This window comes from Staphylococcus sp. ZWU0021 (assembly GCF_000798895.1).
GTDB lineage: Bacteria > Bacillota > Bacilli > Staphylococcales > Staphylococcaceae > Staphylococcus > Staphylococcus saprophyticus.
The window spans coordinates 1-377 of the sequence record NZ_JTLN01000017.1 but is presented as its reverse complement, the minus strand read 5'-3'; the positions used below and the strand labels follow the sequence as shown (position 1 = coordinate 377).

The 377-nt window shown below is 29.2% G+C and carries 1 protein-coding gene; it reads left to right on the top strand.

Translation table 11 applies throughout. The features are described from left to right. On the top strand, positions 1–205 hold a 205-nt coding region (locus tag L987_RS04255), incomplete at its 5' end, for an orotidine 5'-phosphate decarboxylase / HUMPS family protein (RefSeq protein ID WP_047503197.1). Between the last annotated feature and the right edge of the window lie 172 nt (positions 206–377).

Here is a 377-nt window from a genome sequence, read left to right as displayed (position 1 = left end):
TTTAGAAAGTTTACGTAAAGTTAAATCTGTAATTAGTAATTCTAAAGTAGCAGTTGCAGGCGGTATTAAACCAGATACAATTAAAGACATTGTTGCAGAAGATCCTGATTTAATTATTGTTGGTGGCGGCATTGCAAATGCTGATGACCCTGTAGAAGCTGCTAAACAATGTAGTGATATTGTAGATGCCCATACAAAGGCATAATCAGTTACAATTAATATTAAATAAGATTAAACTAAACAGATAAAAATGCACATGTAGTTTGTGAAAAAATTAGAAAACATTTTATGTTTAAACTTCCTTTTTCTAGTGTATATAGTACTTAGGTTTTAAAATATAATTGAAAGGTAGGTTGTATTATGACTAAAAAAGTAGC